Here is a 21,583-nt window from a genome sequence, read left to right on the forward strand (position 1 = left end):
CCACGCGACATCTGCAAGACTGCATGTCCGGCCAGCGGTATGCGCACTGCTGCCGGGTTCCCGGCGGGTGGAGCCTTCCGGGGGGAGGGCGCAATGAATCCGGAAACCGTACGCTTGTTCGTGCCGTTCAGCGGTGAGGCTCCCTGGATCGTGAGGGGCGAGGCTTCACGGGTGGGAACCTACCCCACACGCGCCGAGGCGATCTCCGCAGCCGTCCGGGTCCGTGCCAAGCTGGCGCGTGCCTGGGGCCTGCAGCATCCGCCGGTGCGGGTGCAGGAGAGCGACGGCAGCTGGTACGAACTGGCCGAGCCGGACTCCACCACCCTGGTGCAATAGGTAGCCCAATGGAAAAGACGTCCGGCCCCTGGCGGATCCTGCTGGTCGAAGACGAGATGCTGGTGGCCATGCTGCTGGAAGACATGCTTTCGGAGGCCGGTCACACCATCATCGGCCCGATGGCCCGGATCGACCAGGCAGTAGAAGCCGCCCGTACGGAAACCGTCGATCTGGCGATCCTCGACGTCAACGTCGGCGGCGAAGAGGTTTATCCGGTCGCAGAGGCCCTGGCGGCCCGAGAAATCCCGTTTGCCTTCGCCACCGGGTACGGCGCCCACGGCCTGCGTGAACCCTGGCAGGATCGCCCGACGCTGCAGAAGCCTTTCCACCGCAACGATCTGTTCCGGATGGTGGCTGAGTTGGCATCGTCCTACTCGTGTTGAGCCGTTGGGAGAAGCGATGCCGGGAAGGCGTGCTGTCCGTCTCAGTTGAAGATTCGTCTTCAGGTGCCGATATACGAAATTGGCGGTACGCTACTTTCTCGCGAGCCTTAGTCCATGGCGTACGCGAAGGCTGAGCGTGAGCCACGTGGTGGGGATCACGGCCAATTCACATGGGGCTTGGTTTGTTTACAGGGATAGGCGTCATGGGTAGGCGTGACGCAGAAAGGGGAAAGGAGATGCTGCGGGGATTAGGGAGGAACGCCTTGGTGCGCCATGTCGCCGTAGCTATCGCCTACACGCTTGCGTATGGGCTCTTACATCATCTGTCTTTCTCCCACTGGGCCCTTTTTGCCGGGCTCAGGTTCAGCGCGCTGCTTTTTGTTCCCTACCGCTTCTGGCCGGCGCTCCTCGTCGGCGAAAGCGCTGCGTTGGCCGGCAATGCTCTGGATTGCGCAAGCGAATATGGATGGTTGTGGGGGGCGACCTACATGGTGCCTCCGATGCTGTTCGTGATGCCGGTGATGCGCTGGTGTCGAGAGCGTCGCCGCCTTTTTCCCACGCCTACCACGACAAATATCAATGTCCTGCTGCTGGCAGTCTTCGCTGTGGCGTTCATCGGCACGAGCGTGAACATGGCGACGTATTCCTTGATGCGTGGGGTTGAGGTCGACGCATTCGACGTCAAGGCACAGGTGGTCGCTGGTTGGTACTTCATCGGCAACTACATGGGCGTGCTGACCCTCGCTCCATTGGTGTTGCTCATGCGCGAAGCGCTGCTTACCACCGAACGGCACCGGCTATGGGCGCGTTTTTCCGAAAGTCGTCTGGCCATGGAAACCATCTGCTTGCTGGTTCCCTCCCTGGCGCTCCTGGTTTGGATGGCATCGAGTGCCGCGGGCGAGGTAGGTCAGGAGGCCCGGGTCGCGATGTTTCTGCCAGTGGCATGGCTGGCACTGCGGCACGGATGGCGCGGAGCGGCCATGGGAGGGACTGTGGCGAGCATCGCTGTGGTGATCTCGATGCCGGCAGTCGAGGACAGTGACACGCTGCACGCGCAGGTCTTCATCGCCTTTACCATCACTACGATGATGATGCTTGGCGGGCGGATAGCGGCCTTGCACGAAAAAGAGGAGCGCGGGTTGGTCGATGCCCGCCTGGCCTTTGCTGTGGCGCAGCGCAACGCTTCACTCGGCGAGCTGCAACTGCGGCAGACATCCTATGCCCTGGAACAGATGAGCGGGCTGATCCACTCGTCGTACAGTCAGTTGCTTGACCGCCTGCGCTGTCTGTTGCCAGGAACGGACGAGCGCAACTATTACCGCCAGGCGGCGATTACCCAACATCAAATGTATCGCCTGGCGGACTCCCTGTATCCACTCGCATGGCGGGAACGCGGCCTGCCGGCAGCCTTGCGTGAGGGGGCGATGCCGAGGGCGCTGGACGAGGCGGGCGTCGCCTACTGGTGCGAAATCCGCGGCGCCACGCTCAACGAGCTGTCAAACAGCCTGCACATCGCGTTGTACCGCCTGGCGTGCGAGGCAGTGACTCTCGCCTGTTCGAATCGGGATGTCAGTCGCATCATCATGCAGCTGCGAAGCGGTTCGTTTGGCGGTCGCCGGTGGGCGGTACTCTGCGTGGACAGTTATGTCGACTATGAACGGCTTAGCAGGGTCCGCTGGGATGAGCTATTGCCTGCCCTTGGGGGCAGTGGACTGGGCCTGGGGGCGATCAAGGACAGAGCCACGATCTTCGAGGGCAAGGTTCGAGCTAGACCGCGAGGGCAGGGCAATCGCATCAGCGTGCTTGTCTTAGAACCGCAGATGCTTTGAATTGCTCTTGGCCCGAAAAAAAACCGCCTTTAAAGGCGGTTTTTTTTGCGTCAATTCAAATGTCCATTGCACTCAGCGGGATTGTCACAAGGAGCCACAAGCGCGTTTGTCGTCATCGGCGCAACGGAAAATACGGTGGTGCCATCACTCATGGGCACTGCGTCCAGTTGCATGCTGTCGTCCTTGTACACGGTCTCGGTATAAGAAGTCAGCGGGACCGCTGTGCTTCCTGCAGGCAGCGCCTGCTGCGGCGTGGAAATACGCTGGGCATCGCGACCCATGGGAAGGACCAGGAACTGCCCGCCCACGGCACCAACTGCGGCGCGCACATTGCCGTAAGCATCGTTGACTTGAACGTAGCGAATACCGTTGTTGGCAAACACGTAAACATGCCAATGCGCGTTCGCGCTTACATCCTGTGCATTTGGCCAGGCTTGCCCAAGGCCGTTGTTCAGGGGGGCTGCCGACAAGGTGGTCGCCGCAAGCCCCATGGAGACCATGCCGGCGCAAAGAACCCGGCGAAACGAAAATTTGCTCATAACCCATTCCCCTTGTTGATTTGCCCATTGATTGAGCAACGCCACTCTATCAGCAGCGAAAGTGATGTTTTTGAGAACAGTGAGCGCTAATGCAGGCCACGGAGGCGTCGTTCGCCCTAGCGAGATCGATTATCTTGCGGGTCCCCGAAGTGCCGTGAACAACCCCTCGCCCTGCGCCGTTTGGCCGAAAGCAAAAAGCCCGCTGATAGCGGGCTCTGTCGGCTGCTCAACCTCTTGTGGTACCGGTGATAGGACTCGAACCTACACTCTGTCGCCAGAAGCGGATTTTGAGTCCGCCGCGTCTACCATTCCGCCACACCGGCACAAGAAACCGAATTATGCCCGGCTCAGTGCACCGGGTCGAGCCCCAGTTGGCGCTCACAGCGTTCGTAGCCATGTTCTTCGGGCAACGGCTGGAAGATCGCGCAGCGGGTCATGTTGCCCGAGTAGATGTGCAGGCTGACGGCGATGGCGTCTTCGCTCGGGTTGCGGATGGTGTGGTACTCGTGGGGCGGGATCAGGCTGCCGGCCGAGCCCGGACCGGCCTGGATCGAACCGACTGGCTGGAAGCGGCAGTGTCCGTCCTCGTCGGCGAGGCGCTCGTACTGCACCACTTCCAGCGCACCGCTCCATACTCCCTCGACGCACCACATGCCGCAGTGGTCATGGATCGGCGTGCCCTGGCCCGGTCCCCAGGTCATCGCCACAACGCAATAGCCGTGCTTCTCGCTACGGTAGAGCTCGCGCCGGGCGTAGCGGCCTTCGGCGGTCTCGAACACGCAATCGGGCAGCTTGACCGCACCACTGCGCATCAGCTTGCACAGACCGTTGCGCAGGGTGTCGGTAACGGCGAAGGTGGTTTGCATGCCGACGGCATGATCGATTGCTTCGATCAGGTCGCGACAGCCGGGAAATTCCGTAGTGAGCATGGCGATTCTCGCGGTACGACTTCACGCCGAGTTTAGCGCACGGCTGTTAGCCGGCCGAGACGGACTCGTCAGGAATTCACAGACCGGCAAGGAAGCCGCCGATGGCGCGGCTGTAGTTGGGAATGTCCACCAGGAACGCATCGTGGCCCTGCGGCGAATCGAGCGCCACGAACTCCACCTCGGCGCCGGCGGCCGACAGGCCGGTGGCGATCTGTTCCTGTTGTTCGAGCGGGAACAGGATATCCGTGCTGACGCCGATTACCAGCGCGCGCTCGATATGGATGCGCTTTAGGCCTTCCATGATGTCGCCGCCGCCGTACTCACCGATGTCGAACCAGTCGCTGGCGCGGGAGAGATAGAGATAGCAATTGGGGTCGAAGCTGCGCACGAAGCGTTGGGCGTGGCCCTGCAGATAGGACTCCACCTGGAACTCGAAACCGAACGGTTCGTCCTCGCGCTTTTCAGGATCGAGCCGGATACGGGCAAAGCGGCCATTCCACTCCATCGCCGAGCGATAGGTGATCACGCCCAGCTTGCGCGCGATGCTCATGCCCATTTCCGGATAGCGACCGCCCTCGCCGTCGTGCCCGCTCTCCAGGTGGATGTCGTAGTCGCCACCGTTCCACTGGGGGTCGAGACGGATCGCCTCGCGCTGCAGCGAGCGGATGGCGATGGCGAAAGGCTGCGCCTGCGGCGCGGTATCGACGCTGATGTGCGCGCGGACGCTGCCCGGATGCAGCACCATGTAGGCCAGCGCGCCCATGCCGCCCATCGAGCAACCGATGAGGCAGGCGAGGCGTTCGATACCCAGCCCGTGCCGCACAACCTCGAAGGCGGCGTTGGCGACGTCCTCCAGCGACAGTTCCGGGAACGTCAGGCGGTAGGGCTCGCCGGTGGCCGGGTCGGTCGAGGCGGGGCAGGTCGAGCCCTTGTCGCTGCCCAGCGAGTTGACGCAGATGACGAACCAGCGATCGGTGTCGATGGCCTTGCCTGGGCCGAGCATCTCTTCCCACCAGCCGGGGCTCGGATCCTGCGCGTTGGACGCGGCATGCGCGCTGGGCGAAAGGCCGGTGAGGATCAGCACGGCATTGGCGCTGGCCGCATCGAGTTGCCCCCAGGTTTCGTACGCCACCCGCGCTCTATGCAACTGGCCGCCACGCTTCATCGCGAACGGCGAGGGCAGGGCGTGATAGCAGCGGGCGTCGGGGGCTTCCGTGGTCATGGGCGGACCTTGTCGATGACGATCCGTATCGGGTCGGCCTGGTCCACCGGGACCACGCCCGCATCACCCTCCAGGTCGCCGCTCTGGGCGGTGGCCTGGCCGCTGGCGCTGATTCGTGCGCCGACGAACACTTTGTCCGCCGAGGAGAGCTTGAACTGCGGTGCCATCGCCATCGCGTCGGTCAGGGTGACGGTGGCGGGCATTTGCGCGGCGTCCAGCCGCGCTACGGCCAGCGGCATTGGCGGTCCCTGCTGCGCGCGTGCGTAGACGAACAACGCGGCGCCGGGCTTGAGCTTGTCGCGCAACGCCGGGGCAAGCTGGACCTGCACCATGAGATGCGGGCCTTCGGCGCTAGCAGCGGAAGCCGGCTTCCCACCGGCCCGCGCCTGGGCCACGGCGATCTGCTCGGTCACCGCCTTGGCCACGTTGGAACCAGGTTCAAGCAGCGGCTGCAGACGACGCCAGGTGGCGGCCGAAGCGGCGTAGTCCTCGTGCTGGAACTGGCTGATGCCGAGCAACCACAGGCCGCGCTGGTTGGCTGGATCGGCCTGTACGGCTTGCTTGAGCAGGTCCAGGGCGCGGCCTTCGATCTTGTGGTCGTCGCGCACCATGGAGTCGGCCTCGGCCCAGCCAACCATCGCCGCACCATTCTTCGGGTCGAGCCGGAGCGCCTGGTCGTAGGCATCGCGCGCCTGCGCGTTCTGGTGGAGCGCGGCCTCGGTCTGTGCCAGCAACATCCAGCCCTTCAGGTCGTTCGGCTGCTGCTTGAGGTGGTCGCGCAGCTCGGCTACGGCCCGGTCGATGTCCATCGATGGCTGCGCCGTCACCCCGTCCAGCGCCACCGGCGTGCCGACCAGCAGGTACAACCCGCCGGCTGCCAGCGGCACCACGAAGGCCAATGCGAGCACGAGTGCAAAGACACTGCCTGGGCGGCCCTGGCGGCGGCCGTGCCGCACCAGTGGCCAGAGCAGCAGAGCGAGCGCCGCCGCGATCATCACGGCAGCGATCAGGTAGAACGCAAGCTTCACCAATCGTCCCCTTGTTCGATCGTGGCGTTGTCGACCAGCCGGCTGTCGATGCGCGCCGCGCGGCCGCGTTTGCGGATGGTCACCAGCACGAGGGTGCCGCCCAGCAGCAGGAACAGCACGGGGCCGAACCACAGCAGCCAGGTGGAGGGTTTCACCGGTGGGTCGTACAGCACGAAGTCGGAATAGCGGTCGACCAGGTATTGCTTGATCTGGTCGTCCGTCTTGCCCTGCTGCATCAGCCCGAATACTTCATGGCGCAGGTCGCGCGCCAGGTCGGCGTTGGAGTCGGCCAGGTTCTCGTTCTGGCAAACCAGGCAACGCAGCTGGCGGGTGAGGTTCTGGAAGCGGACTTCCTGGGCGTGATCCTTGAAGGGGAGCGGATCGATGGCCTGGGCGTTTGCCGCGCCGGAGAAGGCCAAGAACAACGCGAAGAGCATCTGTAGGAGCGCCCTTGGGCGCGACCCGGATGCCGCATGGTCGCGCCCAAGGGCGCTCCTACAGGGGACTCCGTGGTTCATGGTGCCTCCTGCTTGAGCTGTGCGATCAGCGGCTTGAGCTCTCGCTGAATCACTTCAGGCGTGAACGGCCCGATGTGCTTGTAGCGGATCGTGCCCTTGGCGTCGATCAGGAAGCTCTCAGGGGCGCCATACACGCCGAAGTCGATCGCAGTCCGGCCTGGCTGGTCGGCGATCACCATGTCGTACGGATTGCCGTGCCGCGCAAGCCAGGCCTTGGCGTCCTCGGGTGCGTCCTTGTAGTCGTAGCCGACCAGCGGCACGCCCAGCGAGCGGCCTTCGGCCATCAATACCGGGTGTTCCTCGCCGCAGGCGATGCACCAGCTGGCGAACACGTTGACCAGATAAGGTTTGCCCAGCATCGAGGCCTTGCTGACCGTCCGGGAGGGGTCGTCCAGCAGCGGCAGTGAGAACGCCGGCGCGGGCTTGCCGATCAGCGGCGAAGGCACTTCGCGCGGATCGTGCTGCGTGTTCCACCAGATGCCGAAACCGAACAGGCCCACCAGCAGGAGAAAGCCGATCAACGGCAGCGAACGGCTCATGCGCGCGATTCCTTCGCCGGCAGCACCGGCTCGGCCGCGACCTTGGCGGCCGATCGCCTGGCGCGGAAGCGCTTGTCCGCACCGGCCACGAAGCCGCCCAGCATCATGAACAGGCCACCGGCCCAGATCCAGCGCACGAAGGGCTTGGCGTAGAGGCGCAGCGCCCAGGCGCCTTCGAGGTTGTTGGGGTCCATCGGTTCGCCGAGGGCCACGTACAGATCGCGGGTCACGCCGGGGTCGATCGCCGACTCGGTCTGCACCTGGCCGCGCGGGTAGGTGCGCTTCTGCGGGTGCATCACGTCGATCGTCTTGCCGTCACGCAGCACGGTTACCGTGCCCTGTTCGGCATGCCAGTTCGGGCCGCGGGTGGCGTCCACCCCGTCGAAGCGGAACGTGTAGGCGCCCACGGTCTGCGTGTCGCCCGGTGCCATGCGCACGTCGCGGGTGACGCTCAGCGACTCGGACAGCAGCACGCCCACCAGGAACACACCGAGGCCGAAGTGCGCCAGCAACATGCCGGCCATCTCTGCCGGATAGCGCCGCCCACGCGGCATCTCGCGCCAGCGCTTGTAGACGTACAGCAGCGTGCCGAGGCCGCACCACACGGCGGCCGCCACGCCGGCGATCGCCTTGGCCTGGCCATCCACGAAGAAGGCGGCGACGATGGCGCAGGCGACTGCGGCGATAGTCACCCGCAACAACACGCTCTTGAGCGGGCCGGCCTCACTCTTGCCCCAGCGCAGGAACGGCCCGAATGGCAGAAGCAGCACCACCGGCAGCATCAGCAGCGGGAACAGGAAGCCGAAATAGGGCGGACCGACCGAAACCTTGCCCAGGTGCAGCGCGTCGCCGATGAGCGGAAACAGCGTGCCCAGCAGCACCATGGCTGCGGCCACGGTGAACATCAGGTTGGCGATGACGATCACCGTCTCGCGCGAAAGCAGCGCGAACGCCTTGCCGCCGGCCACCTTGGGCGCCCGCAGCGCGTACAGCAGCAGCGAGCCGCCGATCACGATTGCCAGGAAGGCCAGGATGTACAGGCCGCGGCGCGGATCGGAGGCGAACGCGTGCACGCTGGTCAGCACGCCCGAGCGCACCAGGAACGTGCCCAGCAGCGAGAGCGAGAAGGCAAAGATTGAAAGCAGGATGGTCCAGGCGCGCAACGACCCGCGCTTCTCGGTCACCGCCTGCGCGTGGATGAGCGCCACGCCCACCAGCCACGGCATGAAGCTCGCGTTCTCCACCGGATCCCAGAACCACCAGCCGCCCCAGCCCAGCTCCGCATAGGCCCACCAGCTGCCGGCAACGATGCCGCAGGTCAGGAAACCCCACGCCGCGTTGGTCCACGGCCGTGCCCAGCGCACCCACCCCTGTTCCAGCGCGCCGCCGAGCAGCGCTGCGATGGAGAAGGCGAAGGCCACCGAGAAGCCGACGTAGCCCATGTAGAGCACGGGCGGGTGGAAGGTCATGCCCGGGTCCTGCAGCACCGGGTTCAGGTCGCCGCCGTCCGGCGGCATCGGCAACAGGCGCGCGAACGGATTGGAAGTGAAGATGATGAAGGCCAGGAAGCCCACCGCCACGATGCCGAGCACGCCCAGCACGCGCGCCAGGAAATCCTCGGGCAGCTGCCGGCTGAAGGCGGCCAACGCCACCGTCCAGACGTTGAGGATCATCACCCACAGCAGCATCGAGCCCTCGTGCGCACCCCACACCGCGGCGATGCGGTAGTACCAGGGCAGGGCGAGGTTCGAGTTGTCGGCGACGTATTGCACCGAGAAGTCGAAGGTGAGGAAGGCCCACACCAGCAGGCCGAACGCCATCGCCACGAACACGGCCTGGCCCGCGGCAGCGGGGCGCGCCACGGCCATCAACGCACGGTTGCCGCGCCAGGCGCCGATCAGCGGCAGCACACCCTGCGCCAGGGCGAGCAGCATGGCGAGGATGAGGGCGAGCTGGCCGAGTTCGGGAGTCATTGCGGGGCCTCGTTGGCGGCCACGGCCTTGCCGTGGTGCGCCTTCTCCATGGCGTCCTTCAGTTCCTTCGGCATATAGGTTTCGTCATGCTTGGCGAGCACTTCGGTGGCGACGAAATGGTCGCCAGCCATGTGTCCCGTGGCGATCACCGACTGGTTGTCGCGGAACAGGTCGGGAAGGATGCCGGTGTACTCGACCGGCAAGGCGCCATCGGCGTCGATGACGGTGAAGCCGACCTTCAGCGAGTCGCCCGAACGCTCGATCGAGCCGGCCTTGACCATGCCGCCCAGGCGGAATGTTTTGTACGCCTCGGCCTGGCCGGCGCGCACCTGGCTGGGGGTGAACAGGTAGTTCATGTTCTGCTGCAGGGCGAATACGGTCAGTCCCACCGCCACCACGGCGGCGGCGAGCACGAGCAGGACGATGATCAGGCGGCGTTTGCGGGTCGGGTTCATGGATTCACGGCGGGCGAGGCAGCGCGTTGCTGGCGCGCCGTTTGACGCGCCAGGCGCGCGCGAAGTTCACGCAGGTTGCGGCGGCGGCGCAGCAGCGGGGAAATGAAATCGGCGAGCAGCACGAGGAAAAACACGGCATAAGCCGGCCACACGTACGCGGCGTAGCCGCCCATGGCGAGGAACTGGCTCATGCCTGCTCTCCCGTGGCCTTATCGCCGGTGGCGATCCTGCGCACCCAGTCCTTGCCGCCTTCCAGTTCCAGCAGGTCGGCGCGCACGCGCCCGAACAGGCTGGCGACATAGTACAGCTTGGTCGCAACCATCATGGTCAGCAGCGGCCAGAGCATGTCCATGCTGATCTTGGACGGACCCAGGATGCGCACTGTCGAACCCTGGTGCAGCGTGTTCCACCAGTTCACCGAGAAATGCACGATTGGCACGTTGATGATGCCGATGATGGCCAGGAACGCGGCGGCGCGGGCGCCCTGGCGGCGATCCTCGAACGCGTGGTACAGCCCGATCACGCCCAGGTAGAGGAACAGCAGCACCAGCTCGGAGGTCAGCCGCGCATCCCAGGTCCACCAGGTGCCCCACATGGGCTTGCCCCACAACGAGCCGGTGACCAGGGTGATGAAGGTGAAGGCCGCGCCGATCGGCGCCGATTCCATCGCGACCGCCTCGGCCAGTTTGATCCGCCAGACCAGCGCGATGAACGAGGCCACCGCCATGACCCCGTAGATGAACAGCCCCATCCATGCGCTGGGCACGTGGATGAAGATGATCCGGTAGGCGTCGCCCTGTTGGTAGTCGGCCGGGGCGAGCACCAGACCGCCGTACAGGCCGATCGCGCCGGCAATCAGCGCCAGCGCCAGGAACCATGGCCGAAGCGTGCCGGCAAAGCGGTAGAAGATCGGCGGCGAGCCGAGCTTGTGCAGCCAGAGGGGGATCCACTTGGACATGGTCTTATGCGTCCAAAGCAATGCGAAGGGCGGCGGCGCAGGCCAGCGGTGCGAGCACCAGGGCGAGGACGAGCGCCGCGCCGAGCCAGGCGATCGGGGCCACCCACGGTAACCCCTGTTGGGCGGCCGCAACCGCACCTGCGGCAAAGATGACCACCGGCACGCACAGTGGCAGCAGCATCAAGGCGAGCAGCATACCAGAGCGCCGCGTTCCGGCCGTCAGTGCGACCAGCACGGCGCCAAGCAGGCTGAGCATCGGCGTGGCCAGCAACAGGGCGAGCATGAGCACGCCCATCACCGGCACGGGCAGGTGCAGCATGCCGGCCAGCAGGGGTGCGATCACGATCAGCGGCAGGGCGGTAGTGAGCCAGTGCGCGAGAATCTTCATGCCGAGCATCAGCGCCAGTGGCTGTGGGGCGAGCACAAGTTGCTCGAGTGAGCCGTCCTCGATATCGCTCCGGAACATGGCATCGAGCGCCAGCAACATGGCCAGCAGCACGGTGACCAGCACGACGCCGCCCGCGATGCGTTGCAGCAGTGCGTCTTCGGGCCCCAGGGCGAAGGGGAACAGCGTGGCCACGATCAACGCGTAGAGTACCGGCATGGCAATGTCGCCGCGGCGCCGCCAGGCAAGCGTGAGATCGCGCCGCAGCACCGCCGCACAGGCGCGGGAAACGGATGCCTGATTCACGCCGCGGCCCTCCAGACGCGCTCTCCCCTGGCACAGACGGGAGAGAGGGGGAGGCCCTTCGTTCGAGACACCCCGGCCGACCACCTGTGAGCCACGTCAGCCATGCATGCGAATCCGCTTGGGCTCGCCGCCATGGAAGCTCACCGCCCCATGGCTGGTCACCAGCGCCGCACCACCCCCGACCACGTGCATCTCCAGCAGCCGGTTGACCAGCGCGATGCCTGCGCGGTCCAGGTTCGCGTACGGTTCGTCCAGCAGCCACAGGACGGCGGGCAGCAGCAACAGCCGGGCCAGCGCGGCGCGCTTCTTCTGGCCCGCGGACAGGCGACGCACCGGTTCGTCTTCGTAGCCGGCCAGCCCGACCTCGGTCAGCACGGAGGCGGCGTTGCGCCCCTCGCGCATGCCGTGCAGCCCGGCGACGATGTGCAGGTTCTCGCGGGGGCTCATGTCCATCTTCAGGCCCAACTGGTGGCCGAGGAACAGCACTTCGCCGGCGCACGCGTCGCGGCTCCAGCGTTCCCCGCGCCAGCTCAATTCGCCTTCGCCGACGTGGAGCAAGCCGGCTAGCAGCCGCAGCAGCGTGGTCTTGCCGCTGCCGTTGTCGCCCTCGACCAGCGTCAGCTCGCCCGCATGCAGCGCGAAGTCCAGCGGGCCGAACACCGGCTCGTCGGCACGCAGGAAGGACAGGCCCCGCGCTTCAAGCAGCGGGATGGCGGGGGAGGAAGTCATCCGGGGAATTGTCCGCAATGCATGCGCGGGTTGTCCATGCGGTGTGGAGGCGCACTTGGGAGGGTTCCAGGCAAGGCTTCCCCCATCCGCCCTTCGGGCACCTTCCCCCGCGTACGGGGGAAGGCTCGAATCCCTCCAAAGCCTTCCCCCGTACGCGGGGGAAGGTGCCGACAGGCGGATGTGGGGAAGTCTTGTCGCAAGTTCCCCCGTGAAACGGGGAAGGACCGATATGTCACCCGTCCGAGCCTTCCCCCGCACGCGGGGGAAGGTGCGGCCAGGCGGATGGGGGAAGCCTCGCCGGAAGCCAACCCCTCACCGCAAGCGCAACTCCGCCGCCCCCGCGCCGTGCCCGACCAGCCAGGCATTCTGTCCGTATCGGTCGCCCAGCCGCTCCAGTGCATCCGGGGCGATCCCCACGATCCAGAAGCTCGGTTCGCGCCAGCCATCGGTTCCCTTGCCCAGCGCCGGATGGATGTCGAGTGAGGCGTCGGCCCGTAGATCGGCCAGCAGGCGCCGTTGCGTCGCGCGGTTGGTCGCGGGCGACTGCGGCCGGGATCGCGGGTTCCAGGCGGTGAAGAAGCCCCAGTCGCGGTTGTTGGCCAACTCCCGCAACGCTACGGGCAAGGGCTCGCCGATCCGGATGATCGCGGTGCCGCCGGTTCGCAGACGCACGCGGTAGGCGCTGCGGCAGTAGGCCTTCAGCAGCTCCTCATCCATGGCGCAGCGGCGGCAGGAGCGGCAGCGTGGCCTTGAGCGTGGTGATGGCGGCGTCCAGATCGACCGAGGCCGCATCATTGGAGTCGCGCAGCAACTGCTCCAGCAGCAGGTCCTGCGCCCGCCCGCGCTCGAGCGCGTAGGCGTAGGGCAGGTGAGTGAAGGTGACCATGCGGTAGCGTGCCATGAAATGCTCCGGCGCTGCCGCGGCCAGGCGTGCGCCGAGTTCGCGCTTGGCCAGGTAGCGCGGGTCCGCGACCGAGTCGCGCATCTCCACGTAGTTTTCCAGCGCCATCGTCGCGATCGCATTGGCGTTGGGCTGGCGGATGCGCTGAAACTCGGCGAATGCCTGGGCCGGATCGCTGCCGTCGAGCAGTCCCGCCAGCACCACGGTGTCTTCGAAACCGCAGTTCATGCCCTGGCCGTGGAAGGGCACGATGGCGTGGGCGGCGTCGCCCACCAGCAAGGCGCGACCGCCAAGGTGCCAGCGATCGAGATAGAGCGTGGCCAGTGTGCCCACCGGATGCGCGTCGAAGTCCTCGGCAAAGGCGGGCAGCAGGGGCAGCAGGTCGGCGAAGTCGTCCCAGAAGAACTGCTCGGCAGCGCGCGCATCCGGGAGGGTTGCGAAGCTCGGGTGCGGTCCCTGCGCAGGCAGGAACAACGTGACGGTGAAGCTGCCCTCGGTATTGGGCAGGGCGATGCACATGTAGCCGCCACGGGGCCAGATGTGCAGCGCGTTGGGTTCGATCGCGAACTGATCATGGCCGCCACTGTCGCGGAGCAGCGCCGGCGGCAAGCGGGAAGCAGGTGGAATTTCCAGTTCCTTGTAGCCATGTCCCAGCCACTCGGTGCGCTCGCCCAGCGGATGATGGGCGTTCATCGCCGCGCGGAGGCTGGAGCCGGCGCCGTCAGCGCCGATCAGTACGGGCGCGTCGAGTTCGCGCTCGATCCCGTCGAGGTCGGCCACGCGCATGCGCCCGGCATCGAAGTCGGCCGATACCAGGCCCTGGCCGAAATGGAAGCGCACGCCGGCTGCTTCGGCCGCATCCAGCAAGAGCATGTTGAGGCCGCCACGGGATACCGACCAGATCACCTCGCTGTCGTCCACGCCGTATCGCTGCAGCCCGCTGCGGCCGTCGATGGTGTGCACCATCCGGCCGCGCATCATGACCGCGTGCCGCAGCACGTCCTCGGCCAGGCCCGCGCTACGCAGCGCCTGCAGTCCACGCTCGGCCAGCGCCAGGTTGATCGACCGACCACCGGCAAAGCCGGCCAAGCGCGGATCGGCGCGCTTTTCGAACACGTCGACGGCGAAGCCGCGCCGCGCCAGTTGCTGGGCCAGCAGCGCGCCGACCAGGCCGCCGCCAATCAGGGTGAGGGAGGGTTTGCTGCTCATGGGCGATCCGTTGCGGGCATCGCCGAACTGTTCCGCAAGCGGGGCGGGGTTGCAATGCTTGCGGCCTATTCCTCTCGGGGAAGCGGTTCTGGCGCCCTCTCCCCCTCGGGGAGAGTGCTGGGGTGAGGGGCCGCTCTTGCGGAGAAGTGGTCAGAACGAGGTTGTCGGTCCGGCAGCTATGGAGTGGCTCCCCGCGAGCCCCGGCCCCTCATCCCAACCTTCTCCCCGAGGGGGAGAAGGGGCGAAGGTCGTCCTGGCGGACGAGCGTCGTTTGATAGAGCTGTCAGCCCTTGCGGGTCTTGTTGGGTGGCGTCTGCGCGGCGGCGTCCAGGAAGCCGCGCTGCATCGTCTTCCACGCATCCAGATTGCGCTCGGTCAACTCGTTGAGCATCGACCAGGGTGTCTGCCCCATCAGGCTGTTGAGCTGGGCGCGGAACTGCTGCTGCTGGTCGAGGAACACCTGCAGGCTGCGCTCCAAGTAAGGGCCCATGAAGCCCTGCAGCGAGTCGCCATAGAAGCGGATGATTTGGCTGAGCAGTTGGGGCGAAAGCATCGGCTGCCCCTTTTCCTCGTGCTCGGAGATGATCTGCAACAGCACCGAGCGGGTTAGGTCCTCGCCGCTCTTGGCATCGCGGACCTCGAAGGTTTCGCCGTCCAGCACCAGCTGACGCACTTCTTCCAGCGTGATGTAGCTGGAGATCTCCGTGTCGTAGAGCCGGCGGTTCGGATACTTCTTGATGATGCGCAGTTTTTGTGCCATGCGGCACACGCTAGCAGAACGTATTGCGCTGCACCAGACATCCATGCTGCACCCGCCGGTGCAGCAAAGAAACCCATGCCGCTACGCGTCAATGGCCCACGGCGCCCCCCGCGCTGCCGAACGGCGGCCGGGCAAACCAGAGGATCGGGATCAGCAGCACAAACAGCACTGCGCAGGCGAGGAACACGTCGTTCACCGCCAGGGTCAGCGACTCGCGGGTGACCAGCTGGTTGAGCAGGCCCAGGCCCTGCGTGTGCGACAGGTCCATGTGCGATGTCTGCTGCAGGAAGCCGGTGGCAGCCTGGTGTGTCGCGTCGATGTTCTCGGTCAGCGTGGCGTGGTGCGTCTCGCCCCGGTGCTGCCAGAGCGTCACCGTCACCGCGGTGGACATGCTCGACCCCATCGTGCGGCAGAAGTTGGACAGGCCGGTGGCGCTGGCAATCTGCTCCGGCGGCAATCCGGACAGGTAGATCTGGTTGAGCGGGATGAAGAAGCAGGGGATGGCGATGCCCATCACGAAGCGCGGCCACACCAGCGACGAGAACGAGGCCAGGCTGTTGAAGGTGGAAAACCAGTAGGAGGTGATGGCGAACACGATGAACGAGAACGTCACCACGCCGCGCAACTCGAGCCGGTGCAGGTTGCGACCGAGTATCGGCGCCATCAGGAAGGCCAGCACGCCCACCGGCGCGGTCGCCAGGCCCGCCCACGTGGCGGTGTAGTCGAGGGTCACCTGCAACCACAGCGGGAACACCACGTTGATGCCGAAGAACGCGAACATGCCAAGCGTCAGGGCGATCACGCCCACGGTGAAGTTGCGCTCCTTGAACAGCGCGAGCTCCACCACCGGGTGCTTGGCGTGCAGTTCCCAGACGATCAGGAAGGTCAGGCAGACCAGTGCGATGATGCCCAGCGTGGTGATCATCGGCGAGGCGAACCAGTCATGGTCGTTGCCGTTGTCCAGCATGAACTGCAGCGCGCCCACGCCGACCACCAGCAATCCCAGGCCGACCGCATCGATCGGCGTCTTGGCGGTCTTTGTCTCGCGCTTGCGTAGCAGGCCCCAGGTGATCACCGCCGCGGCCAGGCCAACTGGCAGGTTGATGTAGAAGATCCACGGCCAGGAGAAGTTGTCGGTCAGCCAGCCCCCAAGGATCGGGCCGAAGATCGGCGCCACCACCACGGTCATCGCCCACAATGCCAGCGCGATGCCCTGCTTGGCCTTCGGATAGCTCGACAACAGCAGGGTGAGCGACAGCGCCACCATCGGGCCGGAGCCGGCGCCCTGCAGCAGTCGTGCGATCACCAGCAGCGGCATCGAGGTGGCCAGACCGCACACCATCGAGAAGGTGACGAACAGCAGCACCGACACGACGAAGCTGCGCACCTCGCCGAAGCGTCGCGCGATCCAGCCGGTCAACGGCTGCATGATCGCGCTGGCCAGCGCGTAGGAGCTGATCGTCCAGGTGCCTTCGCTCGGACTCACGCCCAGGCTGCCGGCGATGTGCGGCACGGCCACGTTGACGATGGTCATGTCCAGCACTTCCATGAAGGTGCTGAACGCGACGGCGATGGTGAGCAGCACCAGCGCCGCGCCATGCAGGGGCGGCAGCGGCTTGTGGGTGTCGTTGGGCGTGGCGGCCATGGGGAGGGGCCTTCAGGTTATTTGGCGGCGCGGGGCAGGTTGGCCTGGATGATGCGCTGGGCCTCGTCCTCGGCCTTGCCCATCAGGCGGTCATACACGCTCGTTTGCGCGACCGGCTGTTGCGCCGGCGCCTGTGCCAGCACCGGGCCGCGATCGTCCGTGATGTCCACGGTCACGTCGGTCGACAAGCCCACGCGCAGTGGGTGCTTGTCCAGTTCCCGGTTGTCCAGCGCGATGCGCACGGGTACGCGCTGCACCACCTTGATCCAGTTGCCGGTGGCGTTCTGCGCCGGCAGCAGCGAGAAGGCACTGCCGGTGCCGGCGCCCAGGCCGACGACCTTGCCGTGGTATTCCACGTCGCCGCCGTAGACGTCGGCCTCGATGGTGGCCGGCTGGCCGATGCGGATGTGCTGCAGCTGGCCCTCCTTGAAGTTGGCGTCGATCCACAAGTCATGCAGCGGCACCACCGTCATCAGTTGCTGGCCGGGCGCGATGCTGTTGCCCAGTTGCACGCTGCGCTGGGCCACGTAGCCGGACACGGGCGCCAGGATCGCGTTGCGCTGCGCGGCGATCCAGGCGGCGCGGAAGTTGGCGCGGGCCTGCAGTACGGCCGGGTTCTCGGCTACGTCGGTGCCTTCGACTGCGGCATGCGCGGCCGCGGCCTGCGCCTTGGCCGCTTCCAGGCCAGCGCGCGCCTGTGCCACGCCGTCGCGCAGGTGCTGCACGATCTCGGGCGATTCGGCGTGCGCGGACAGCAGCGGCAGGTGCCGCTTCAGGTCGGCTTCGAGCTTGTCCAGCTCCAGCCTGCGCGCGGTGACCTGCGCGTCGGCGCCGCTGGCCGAGCTGGTCTGCTGGCGCACGCCACGCACCGCCTGGGCAAGCGCGCTGCGTGCCTGCGCCAGACGGACCTGGGCGTCGGTCGGGTCCAGCTTCACCAGCACCTGGCCGGCCTCCACGCGCTGGGTGTCGTCGGCCATGATCGCCACCACGGTGCCGGGCACCTGAGAAGAGATCGTCACCTGGTTGCCGCCGACGTAGGCGTTGTCGGTCTTCTCGCGATGCGAGAACACGAACAGCCACAACAGCAGCCAGACGAGCGCGATCAGGATGAACACGCCTGCGACGATGAGCAGTACGCGCCTGCGCTTGGCTGGATTCTTGGCGGCCAGGCCGCTGTCGTTGTCGGCGGACTTGTCGGCTTCAGTGGCGCTCATGGTCGGCTCCGGGGGAAGGGGAGTTGGATGCGGTTTCGGAAGGGGTTTCGCTGCGATAGCCGCCGCCGAGCGCCTTGATCAGCGCCAGGTCGGTGGCCAGCGCCTGTGCGCGGAGCTGGGTCTGCGCGTCGCGCTGCTGCAGCAGGACGAGTTCGGCGGCAAGGCTTTCGCGGCCATCGCGCACACCCTGGCGCAGGCGGGCCTGGGCGTTGGCGAGCAGGCGCTCGTCCGCGGCCAGTTGCGCCTGCTGCTGCTCGCGCTGCGCGGCCAACTGCTCGGCCCCCAGCGCTTGCGTGGCGACGTCGCGCGCGGCTGCCAGCACCGTGCTGCGGTACTGCGCCACGGCACTGTCGAGCTGCGCGCGGCTGAGACCGTAGTTCGCCTCGAGCGCGCCGCCCTCGAAGATGGGCAGGTGCAGCGCGGGCGTCACCGCGAAGACGCGGCTGCCGGGCGTGAACAGCTTGCCCATGTCGATGCTGGAGAGGCCGGCCAGCGCGGTGAGGCTGAGGTCCGGGAAGAACTGCGCGCGCGCCACGTCGGTCTGCTTGAGCGCGGCCTCGACCTGCCAGCGGCTGGCGGCGATGTCGGGGCGTCGGGCGATCAGGTCCAGGCTCGCGTGCTCGGGCAGGCCGGGGGCGACGGTGGGCAGCGGGCGGGCCTTGAGTTCGGGCAGTTCGGACGGCGATACGCCCAGCAGCGAGGCGAGCACCACGCGGTTGATCCTGGCCGAGCCCTCGATGGCGGTGCGCATCTGCCGAAGCTGCGCCAACTGCGCCTGTGCCTGCTCTGCGGTGTCCGCCAGGTCGACGCCCTGGCGTACGCGCAGTTGGGCGATGTGCAGCAACTGTTCGCCGGCGGCGAGCGACTGGTCGGCGAGCGCCAGCCGCGCCTGGTCCGCCTGCCAGCCGAAGTAGGTGCTGGCAACGGCATATTGGAGCGCCAGTGCGGCCGCGCTGCGCTGGGCCTCGGCGGCATGCGCCTGGTCCAGCGCCGCTTCGACCGTCGCGCGTTTCTTGCCCCACCAGTCGAAGTCGTACTTCAGCTGCACGCCCAGATCCGCCTGGCTGTACCAGGTGAAGCCGAGGAACTGCGCCGGAATCAGGCCGTGTTCGCTCATGCGCTGGCGCGCGTACTGCACGTTGCCGTTGACCGTCAGCCCCATCTGGGCAGCGGCCAGGCGGGCGGACTGCTCGGCGCCCTGCACGCGGCTCTGCGCCAGCGCGAGATCCGGCGCCTGACGCAGCGCGCGGTCCATCAGCTCGTCGAGCTGCGGATCGTCGTAGGCGTGCCACCACTGGGCGTCGGGCCAGCCGGCGCGCGTGGCCGTTTCCAGACCAGCAAGCGGCACGTCGTCGCGAAGCTGCGGCGGGGACAGCTTCGCCGGCGGCGTGGCACATGCGGCCAGCGCCAGCGCGGTTGCCGCGGCCAGCGCAGTGCGAAGGCGGAGCAGGGCAGGTTTCATGGAGCGTCCTTCCGGGAGGTGGCCTCGTCCAGCTGGTCGAGGTTGTCGGCGAGCTTGCGTAGCAGGCGGCCGAAATTGCGCTTGTCGGCATCGCTGAAACCAGCGAATGCCGCACTCACGCGGGGGAACAGGGGCGGCAGCAACTTCTGGACGAAGCGTCGCCCGGCCGGGGTGATACGGATCACTACGCGTCGGCGGTCTTCCTCGCTGGCGCCGCGCGTGATCAGCCCGCGCTTGACCAGCGCATTGGCGATGCGGGTCATGTTGGTGGCGCCCTGGGAGGTGTAATCGCACAGCTCGCCTGGCGTCGAACTGCCGTCCGGGCGGCTGTACAGGATCATCAGCGTGAGGAAGTCACTGTGGTTGACCTTGTGCGGCTTGAGCGCCTCTTCCACCGCCTCGTCGAAGGCGTGGCCGACCATCAGCAGCAGGCGGGTGAGACGGGCCTCGGCGGCAGGCATGTCGGGGATGACCTGGCTCACCCGGCCGATCCCCTCGTCCATCATTACGATACAGTCGCCCAAGCGCGCCATTTCACCAGCTCATAGTTCACCAGTGAACAAAAATAGCGCGGGAGGAAAACACAGGCAAGTGCCGCCGGAGGCAAACGCGCACGACGGGTGACCCGCCGTGACGCGGGTCGTGCACAGGGTGCGCTCCTACAGTGAGGCTGGAGGAGCGAGGCCGAACAGGCGACAGGCATTCGTCGTGGTGGCGGCGGCGATAGCCTCGGCGGACCCGTCGCGCAGTCCGGCTATCGTCTGCAACGTTTCCAGCATCCGGATCGGCTCGTTGCGTGCCCCCTGGTGGCCGGCATTCGGCTGGTCGGGCGCGTCCGTCTCCAGCAGCAGATAGTCGATCGGCATGTTCGCGACCAGACTGCGCAGCCGTTTGGCGCGCGGGTAGGTGACCGGACCGCCGATGCCGAGCATGAATCCCATTTCGTAGAGCCGCTCGGCCTGTTGCTCGCTGCCGGCGAAGCTGTGCACGACGCCGTGCAGGCCAGGAAAGCGGCGTAGGGCGAGTACGACTTCTTCCACCGCGCGGCGGGCGTGCACGATCACCGGCAGGTCGAATTCCTGCGCCAATGCCAGTTGTTGTTCGAAGTAGTACTGCTGCAGCTCGCGGTCGAGTTCCTGCACATAGAAGTCCAGGCCGATCTCGCCCAATGCGACGGGATTGCCGCTGCCGAGGCGCTCGCGCAGCGCGTCCAGGTGTTCGGGCCGGTGCTGCGCGAGAAACAGAGGATGCAGGCCGTATGCGGGGTAGAGCCCCTGGTGCCGCTGGCACAATGCGTCGATGCGCGGCCAACTCGCCGCGTCGATGCCCGGCACCACCATCGAACGCACGCCCGCCTCGGCGGCGCAGGCCAATACCTGCGCGCGGTCGCGGTCGAAGCTGGCATCGTCGATATGCACGTGGCTGTCGACCAGCCAGGGGACGGGCAGGGAGGCAGGCGGATGTGAGTGTTCCGTCACGCGTTCGTCACTTCGGTTGCGCATAGGGAAGAATGTCTAGGCCGGATTCAGTATGGCGAAGGTTCAATGGTCCCGCAGGTGAAGGTGGACGCATGGCGCGCCCGCCACGCCGCATGAAATGAAACGAAGGAGAGGCAAGTCATGAACAGGTTGATGGTCAATGCGCTTCAGGTGGGGATCGCGGCTGCGCTTGCGATGGGCATTTCGGCTTGCAACCGCGACGCCAGTGCCGATGCCGGCCTGGCCAATGCCGCGTCCACCGCCTCGGGCGCGGACAATGGCGCCAAGTACGCGCGCGTGGTCAGCGTTGACCCGATTCGCAAGACGGTGAACAACCCGCGCCAGGTATGCCACGACGAGGTTGTCACGCATAACGAGCCGCCGAAGGACCAGCACCAGATCGCCGGCACGGCGATCGGCGCGGTCGCTGGTGGCCTGCTCGGCCACCAGGTCGGCGGCGGCAAGGGCAAGACTCTGGCCACCGTTGCCGGCGCGGTCGCGGGCGGTTACGCGGGCAAGAAGATCCAGGAGAACCGCCAGGAAGCCAAGGTCACCACCACGACCGAGCGCAAGTGCGAGACGGTCAACGACTCCAGCACCAAGGTGGTCGGCTACAACGTGCGTTACGAATACAACGGTGTCACCCGCACGACGCGGATGGACCATGACCCGGGCGATCGCGTCCAGGTGCAAGAGGGTGTCGTCTCGGTTTCCGACGCGCAATAACGGGCTGACACAATCTATGCGGTCCATGGACGGACCGCACGCGATCATCGACCCCATCC

24 protein-coding genes and 1 tRNA gene are annotated in these 21,583 nt (G+C 66.5%); 4 read left to right on the forward strand and 21 right to left on the reverse strand.

The annotated features are described in order from the left end of the window. The first annotated feature begins 93 nt into the window (after window positions 1–93). The 3 genes from ACFWZ3_RS08730 to ACFWZ3_RS08740 all read left to right on the forward strand — a co-directional run bounded on the left by ACFWZ3_RS08730 (window position 94) and on the right by ACFWZ3_RS08740 (window position 2,548). A complete protein-coding gene (locus ACFWZ3_RS08730) occupies window positions 94–336 on the forward strand; it encodes a hypothetical protein (protein WP_439707349.1) in 243 nt (80 codons plus the stop codon). Between the two features lie 8 nt (window positions 337–344). Further along, window positions 345–719, forward strand: a complete 375-nt coding sequence (locus ACFWZ3_RS08735) for a response regulator (RefSeq protein WP_439707350.1) — start codon at window positions 345–347, stop codon at window positions 717–719. A 266-nt stretch (window positions 720–985) separates the two neighbouring features. Next, window positions 986–2,548, forward strand: coding sequence for an MASE1 domain-containing protein (locus ACFWZ3_RS08740; RefSeq protein ID WP_439707549.1), 1,563 nt, complete (start codon window positions 986–988; stop codon window positions 2,546–2,548). Between the two features lie 50 nt (window positions 2,549–2,598). Here the strand turns inward: ACFWZ3_RS08740 and ACFWZ3_RS08745 are convergent, their stop codons facing one another. From ACFWZ3_RS08745 to ACFWZ3_RS08845, 21 genes are all read right to left on the reverse strand, one after another. Further along, entirely contained in the window at window positions 2,599–3,087 is a 489-nt protein-coding gene (locus ACFWZ3_RS08745; protein ID WP_439707351.1) for a hypothetical protein, read from the reverse strand. A gap of 237 nt (window positions 3,088–3,324) precedes the next feature. Beyond that, window positions 3,325–3,410: transfer RNA gene (locus tag ACFWZ3_RS08750), tRNA-Leu, on the reverse strand. A gap of 24 nt (window positions 3,411–3,434) precedes the next feature. Then, entirely contained in the window at window positions 3,435–4,016 is a 582-nt protein-coding gene (locus ACFWZ3_RS08755; RefSeq protein ID WP_439707352.1) for a cysteine dioxygenase, read from the reverse strand. 76 nt (window positions 4,017–4,092) lie between these two features. Further along, window positions 4,093–5,238, reverse strand: a complete 1,146-nt coding sequence (gene metX / locus ACFWZ3_RS08760; protein WP_439707353.1) for a homoserine O-acetyltransferase MetX — start codon at window positions 5,236–5,238, stop codon at window positions 4,093–4,095. Next, window positions 5,235–6,266: a tetratricopeptide repeat protein gene (locus ACFWZ3_RS08765; protein WP_439707354.1), complete on the reverse strand. Its 1,032-nt coding sequence runs from the start codon at window positions 6,264–6,266 to the stop codon at window positions 5,235–5,237. The genes metX and ACFWZ3_RS08765 overlap by 4 nt, the downstream gene beginning before the upstream one ends. Then, a complete protein-coding gene (locus tag ACFWZ3_RS08770) occupies window positions 6,263–6,703 on the reverse strand; it encodes a cytochrome c-type biogenesis protein (RefSeq protein ID WP_439707355.1) in 441 nt (146 codons plus the stop codon). Before ACFWZ3_RS08770 ends, ACFWZ3_RS08765 begins: the two co-directional genes overlap by 4 nt. Before the next feature lie 77 nt (window positions 6,704–6,780). After that, window positions 6,781–7,323, reverse strand: a complete 543-nt coding sequence (locus tag ACFWZ3_RS08775; RefSeq protein WP_439707356.1) for a DsbE family thiol:disulfide interchange protein — start codon at window positions 7,321–7,323, stop codon at window positions 6,781–6,783. After that, window positions 7,320–9,296 carry a heme lyase CcmF/NrfE family subunit gene (locus ACFWZ3_RS08780; RefSeq protein ID WP_439707357.1) on the reverse strand — a complete coding sequence of 659 codons (1,977 nt, stop codon included), beginning with the start codon at window positions 9,294–9,296 and terminating at the stop codon, window positions 7,320–7,322. Before ACFWZ3_RS08780 ends, ACFWZ3_RS08775 begins: the two co-directional genes overlap by 4 nt. Then, entirely contained in the window at window positions 9,293–9,751 is a 459-nt protein-coding gene (gene ccmE / locus ACFWZ3_RS08785; RefSeq protein ID WP_439707358.1) for a cytochrome c maturation protein CcmE, read from the reverse strand. Before ccmE ends, ACFWZ3_RS08780 begins: the two co-directional genes overlap by 4 nt. Then, the gene (gene ccmD, locus ACFWZ3_RS08790; protein ID WP_439707359.1) at window positions 9,748–9,942 is read right to left on the reverse strand and encodes a heme exporter protein CcmD; all 195 of its coding nucleotides are present in this window, start codon (window positions 9,940–9,942) and stop codon (window positions 9,748–9,750) included. The genes ccmE and ccmD overlap by 4 nt, the downstream gene beginning before the upstream one ends. Continuing rightward, window positions 9,939–10,709, reverse strand: a complete 771-nt coding sequence (locus ACFWZ3_RS08795; RefSeq protein ID WP_439707360.1) for a heme ABC transporter permease — start codon at window positions 10,707–10,709, stop codon at window positions 9,939–9,941. The genes ccmD and ACFWZ3_RS08795 overlap by 4 nt, the downstream gene beginning before the upstream one ends. 4 nt (window positions 10,710–10,713) lie before the next feature. Further along, entirely contained in the window at window positions 10,714–11,400 is a 687-nt protein-coding gene (gene ccmB, locus ACFWZ3_RS08800; RefSeq protein ID WP_439707361.1) for a heme exporter protein CcmB, read from the reverse strand. A 96-nt stretch (window positions 11,401–11,496) separates the two neighbouring features. Then, window positions 11,497–12,129: a cytochrome c biogenesis heme-transporting ATPase CcmA gene (gene ccmA / locus ACFWZ3_RS08805; protein ID WP_439707362.1), complete on the reverse strand. Its 633-nt coding sequence runs from the start codon at window positions 12,127–12,129 to the stop codon at window positions 11,497–11,499. A gap of 312 nt (window positions 12,130–12,441) precedes the next feature. Continuing rightward, the gene (locus tag ACFWZ3_RS08810; RefSeq protein ID WP_439707363.1) at window positions 12,442–12,846 is read right to left on the reverse strand and encodes a DUF3293 domain-containing protein; all 405 of its coding nucleotides are present in this window, start codon (window positions 12,844–12,846) and stop codon (window positions 12,442–12,444) included. Beyond that, window positions 12,839–14,239, reverse strand: a complete 1,401-nt coding sequence (locus tag ACFWZ3_RS08815) for an FAD-dependent oxidoreductase (protein ID WP_439707364.1) — start codon at window positions 14,237–14,239, stop codon at window positions 12,839–12,841. Before ACFWZ3_RS08815 ends, ACFWZ3_RS08810 begins: the two co-directional genes overlap by 8 nt. Window positions 14,240–14,522: 283 nt before the next feature. Next, a complete protein-coding gene (gene phaR / locus ACFWZ3_RS08820; protein ID WP_209623227.1) occupies window positions 14,523–14,999 on the reverse strand; it encodes a polyhydroxyalkanoate synthesis repressor PhaR in 477 nt (158 codons plus the stop codon). Between the two features lie 88 nt (window positions 15,000–15,087). Then, window positions 15,088–16,644 (reverse strand): DHA2 family efflux MFS transporter permease subunit, encoded by a 1,557-nt coding sequence (locus tag ACFWZ3_RS08825; protein ID WP_439707365.1) that lies wholly within the window; start codon window positions 16,642–16,644, stop codon window positions 15,088–15,090. A 17-nt stretch (window positions 16,645–16,661) separates the two neighbouring features. Further along, the gene (locus tag ACFWZ3_RS08830; RefSeq protein WP_439707366.1) at window positions 16,662–17,858 is read right to left on the reverse strand and encodes an HlyD family secretion protein; all 1,197 of its coding nucleotides are present in this window, start codon (window positions 17,856–17,858) and stop codon (window positions 16,662–16,664) included. Next, entirely contained in the window at window positions 17,845–19,320 is a 1,476-nt protein-coding gene (locus tag ACFWZ3_RS08835; protein ID WP_439707367.1) for an efflux transporter outer membrane subunit, read from the reverse strand. The genes ACFWZ3_RS08830 and ACFWZ3_RS08835 overlap by 14 nt, the downstream gene beginning before the upstream one ends. Further along, window positions 19,317–19,853, reverse strand: a complete 537-nt coding sequence (locus ACFWZ3_RS08840; RefSeq protein ID WP_439707368.1) for a MarR family winged helix-turn-helix transcriptional regulator — start codon at window positions 19,851–19,853, stop codon at window positions 19,317–19,319. Before ACFWZ3_RS08840 ends, ACFWZ3_RS08835 begins: the two co-directional genes overlap by 4 nt. Window positions 19,854–19,979: 126 nt before the next feature. Next, the gene (locus ACFWZ3_RS08845) at window positions 19,980–20,798 is read right to left on the reverse strand and encodes a TatD family hydrolase (protein WP_439707369.1); all 819 of its coding nucleotides are present in this window, start codon (window positions 20,796–20,798) and stop codon (window positions 19,980–19,982) included. A gap of 141 nt (window positions 20,799–20,939) precedes the next feature. Here ACFWZ3_RS08845 and ACFWZ3_RS08850 point away from each other — a divergent pair, with 141 nt between their 5' ends. Beyond that, the gene (locus tag ACFWZ3_RS08850; protein WP_439707370.1) at window positions 20,940–21,524 is read left to right on the forward strand and encodes a glycine zipper 2TM domain-containing protein; all 585 of its coding nucleotides are present in this window, start codon (window positions 20,940–20,942) and stop codon (window positions 21,522–21,524) included. Window positions 21,525–21,583 lie beyond the last annotated feature (59 nt).

The sequence above is a fragment of the Frateuria sp. GZRR35 genome (assembly GCF_051900415.1).
Taxonomy (GTDB): Bacteria; Pseudomonadota; Gammaproteobacteria; order Xanthomonadales; family Rhodanobacteraceae; genus Frateuria_A.

Bases quoted from the DNA above. Each gene is read 5' to 3' on its own strand.
- ACFWZ3_RS08730 (WP_439707349.1), top strand. From the start codon at position 94: ATGAATCCGGAAACCGTACGCTTGTTCGTGCCGTTCAGCGGTGAGGCT.
- ACFWZ3_RS08735 (WP_439707350.1), top strand. From the start codon at position 345: ATGGAAAAGACGTCCGGCCCCTGGCGGATCCTGCTGGTCGAAGACGAG.
- ACFWZ3_RS08745 (WP_439707351.1), bottom strand. From the start codon at position 3,087: ATGAGCAAATTTTCGTTTCGCCGGGTTCTTTGCGCCGGCATGGTCTCC.
- ACFWZ3_RS08755 (WP_439707352.1), bottom strand. From the start codon at position 4,016: ATGCTCACTACGGAATTTCCCGGCTGTCGCGACCTGATCGAAGCAATC.
- metX (WP_439707353.1), bottom strand. From the start codon at position 5,238: ATGACCACGGAAGCCCCCGACGCCCGCTGCTATCACGCCCTGCCCTCG.
- ACFWZ3_RS08770 (WP_439707355.1), bottom strand. From the start codon at position 6,703: ATGCTCTTCGCGTTGTTCTTGGCCTTCTCCGGCGCGGCAAACGCCCAG.
- ACFWZ3_RS08775 (WP_439707356.1), bottom strand. From the start codon at position 7,323: ATGAGCCGTTCGCTGCCGTTGATCGGCTTTCTCCTGCTGGTGGGCCTG.
- ACFWZ3_RS08780 (WP_439707357.1), bottom strand. From the start codon at position 9,296: ATGACTCCCGAACTCGGCCAGCTCGCCCTCATCCTCGCCATGCTGCTC.
- ccmE (WP_439707358.1), bottom strand. From the start codon at position 9,751: ATGAACCCGACCCGCAAACGCCGCCTGATCATCGTCCTGCTCGTGCTC.
- ccmD (WP_439707359.1), bottom strand. From the start codon at position 9,942: ATGAGCCAGTTCCTCGCCATGGGCGGCTACGCCGCGTACGTGTGGCCG.
- ACFWZ3_RS08795 (WP_439707360.1), bottom strand. From the start codon at position 10,709: ATGTCCAAGTGGATCCCCCTCTGGCTGCACAAGCTCGGCTCGCCGCCG.
- ccmA (WP_439707362.1), bottom strand. From the start codon at position 12,129: ATGACTTCCTCCCCCGCCATCCCGCTGCTTGAAGCGCGGGGCCTGTCC.
- ACFWZ3_RS08810 (WP_439707363.1), bottom strand. From the start codon at position 12,846: ATGGATGAGGAGCTGCTGAAGGCCTACTGCCGCAGCGCCTACCGCGTG.
- ACFWZ3_RS08815 (WP_439707364.1), bottom strand. From the start codon at position 14,239: ATGAGCAGCAAACCCTCCCTCACCCTGATTGGCGGCGGCCTGGTCGGC.
- phaR (WP_209623227.1), bottom strand. From the start codon at position 14,999: ATGGCACAAAAACTGCGCATCATCAAGAAGTATCCGAACCGCCGGCTC.
- ACFWZ3_RS08825 (WP_439707365.1), bottom strand. From the start codon at position 16,644: ATGGCCGCCACGCCCAACGACACCCACAAGCCGCTGCCGCCCCTGCAT.
- ACFWZ3_RS08830 (WP_439707366.1), bottom strand. From the start codon at position 17,858: ATGAGCGCCACTGAAGCCGACAAGTCCGCCGACAACGACAGCGGCCTG.
- ACFWZ3_RS08835 (WP_439707367.1), bottom strand. From the start codon at position 19,320: ATGAAACCTGCCCTGCTCCGCCTTCGCACTGCGCTGGCCGCGGCAACC.
- ACFWZ3_RS08840 (WP_439707368.1), bottom strand. From the start codon at position 19,853: ATGGCGCGCTTGGGCGACTGTATCGTAATGATGGACGAGGGGATCGGC.
- ACFWZ3_RS08850 (WP_439707370.1), top strand. From the start codon at position 20,940: ATGAACAGGTTGATGGTCAATGCGCTTCAGGTGGGGATCGCGGCTGCG.